This is a genomic window from Moorena sp. SIO3I6 (assembly GCF_010672095.1).
Genome location: NZ_JAAHHU010000744.1, coordinates 1 through 2,321, shown reverse-complemented (window position 1 = coordinate 2,321; position 2,321 = coordinate 1). Strand labels below are relative to the sequence as shown.

Annotated in this window: 3 protein-coding genes; 2 read left to right on the top strand and 1 reads right to left on the bottom strand. The window is 44.0% G+C overall.

The features are described from left to right. Window positions 1–882 precede the first annotated feature (882 nt). Window positions 883–1,305 (top strand): helix-turn-helix domain-containing protein, encoded by a 423-nt coding sequence (locus F6K49_RS42155; RefSeq protein ID WP_293055970.1) that lies wholly within the window; start codon window positions 883–885, stop codon window positions 1,303–1,305. A gap of 174 nt (window positions 1,306–1,479) precedes the next feature. Here F6K49_RS42155 and F6K49_RS42150 read toward each other — a convergent pair whose 3' ends face one another. Beyond that, a complete protein-coding gene (locus tag F6K49_RS42150; protein WP_293055973.1) occupies window positions 1,480–1,662 on the bottom strand; it encodes a hypothetical protein in 183 nt (60 codons plus the stop codon). 261 nt (window positions 1,663–1,923) lie between these two features. On the opposite strand from F6K49_RS42150, the gene F6K49_RS42145 reads away from it, so the two are divergent. Next, entirely contained in the window at window positions 1,924–2,160 is a 237-nt protein-coding gene (locus F6K49_RS42145; protein WP_293107287.1) for a hypothetical protein, read from the top strand. The last annotated feature ends 161 nt before the right edge of the window (window positions 2,161–2,321 follow it).

Sequence of the window (2,321 nt, the reverse complement as noted above, 5' to 3'; positions counted from 1 at the left end):
TTAAGTACAGATACTCTTCTTTCACTTGCCCTAGCAATTGCTTCTCAAAATCCGTCAGTTCTGGTAAATCGTCTTGCCATTCTCGGAAAAACTGTTCATCATCGGTTCGTTCTAGATTAAATCTGTGTCTTAATTGACGTAAGGTAATCTCTTTTGCAGGAATTGTTTGAACCATGGGTCGTTTAGAGTTTAGAGTTTAGAGTTTAAGTAATCAGATATCATTATGAATTATTTATAGCAATTTTGATAAGTATTCAGCTATCAGCTAATGCGCTACGCGCACGCTACTTGAGGTGCTATCAGTTATCAGCTAAAGGCCAACGGCTGACCGCTGACCGCTGACCGCTGAATACTTACGTTGGGATGTTATTGATTAGGAGAATGTGATCACTAACTTGATAACAATTTAATGATTCTGATCCACTTATGGGTGGATAGTGCAGCTAGGCTGTACTCGTGGAAAAGTACAATTAATGATTCGGTCAAGTTTTGCTTAACTACAATACTTGACCGAATTTTTTTTATCAAAGGGAACAGGGAACAGGGAATAGGGAACAGGGAACAGAAGGACTTTACTACTATCACTAATCTCGCTAGTCCCAGTTGCGCCCACTAGTTGAGATTGCGAGAATACAATAGTTTTCTGAAAACCCTTTTATCCTACTAATCCTATTACTCTCACTAATCCCAATTAACCCACTAGTTAAGTTGTGATAATGCAATAGTTTTTATCACCTTTTTATAGTTTTTAACTTACTGCACCCAATACACCCATAGCTTCTGGCTGTAAATTGCGACAGTGCAATATTTTTACTATACCCTGGCATTTTCAGAACAAGTGTGTTAAAGTAAGGATATCGTAAAAGCAATGGTTTACTCCCCATGATGATTTCCACCGCACAAGCCGCTGAATTACTTGGTGTTTCTGCCACTCGCGTCCGTTACCTTCTGGGTAAGGGCAGAGTTAAAGGCGCTTATAAGGTGGGTAGAACTTGGGTGATTCCGTTGTTTGATGGTATGCCAGTGGTCACTCCTGGCACTCGCGGACCAAAACGGAACTGGTCAAAGCGCACAAATTATACTAAGGCTGTGATTCACGTTAATCAGAGGGTGATTCGCAACAATCTCAAGACCGGAGAGCGTAATCCTGTAATTACGGTGAAGCGAGGCTCTAAAAATGTTTACGGTCATACGGTGGAGGTGAATGGCCCGTGTCGGGTGATGTATCGTCCAGATGATCCCCTCAAGTGTGGAGCACGGGTCTGGATTGAGACGATTTCTGATTTTGAAGTAATATCGGCTTGATGGGATGGGATGTGAATGCGATCGCACAAGCGCGGAAGCTTCGCTTCATCGGGTAGCGTGGCCTATGGCTAATCGCATTCACATCGATCAATCACAAGGTGTCTTTTTGCGTTCGCGTAGCGTGGCCTAAGGCTAATCACATAGCGTGACCTACGGTCAATCCCATCAAATCAGTCAATGTTTTGCGATCGCATAGCGTGACCTATGGCCAATCCCGTAGCCGTAACCTACGGTCAATCCCATCAAACCAGTCAATGTAGCGTAAGTCCCTATTGCCCTGGTTGACTGACAAAAGTTCACATAGCGCGATCGGTGCAGGAATCGGTGTAGCAGCGCGCTACCCAACGGAAGACTCATTCTTTCCCAGTGATGGAAGGTGTTACCTTCTCAAATTGGCTACAAATGCCATATTCTGACTGGGTGACTAAACTCAGACAGGATGACAAGCGAAAACACCTCCCGTCTCTATAATGCCCTTGTTACGTTATTGGGTCAATCCAAACAATGGGCTGATATCAGACATCTACATACAAAGCGTCTGGATGGTAGTTGGACTAATTCACTCAGGTAGCGTAAATCTGACAAAATGGACTATGTACATCCACTCAAGTGCTGTGTTTGCGACAGTCACGCAACGTCGATTCAGTCGATGGTTGCAACGGTCCCCGGATTAATCCACAACGGTTATATAGCCCACTGATTCAGGAAGCCTTGAATAGATGGGAAAATGAAATATTGTATCTAAGCTTGGATACTTCCATGCTGTGGAATCAATATTGTCTGATTAGGGTAGCTGTGGTATACCGAGGAAGAGCAGTGCCAGTGGCGCAAGCGAGTACTGGAGCATTCTTCTAGCAGCGTCAAGATAGGCAGCTATAATGACAAAGCTCTTGGCAGTGTCGCGATTAATGCCAGATAGAGTTAAAGTTGTACTGCTAGCAGACAGAGGATTCATCAATACTCAGGTGAATGTTGTATGTCTTGGCTGAACTGGGGAACGCATTATCGCATCCGCA

Bases quoted from the DNA above. Each gene is read 5' to 3' on its own strand.
- F6K49_RS42155 (WP_293055970.1), top strand. From the start codon at position 883: ATGATGATTTCCACCGCACAAGCCGCTGAATTACTTGGTGTTTCTGCC.
- F6K49_RS42150 (WP_293055973.1), bottom strand. From the start codon at position 1,662: ATGAGTCTTCCGTTGGGTAGCGCGCTGCTACACCGATTCCTGCACCGA.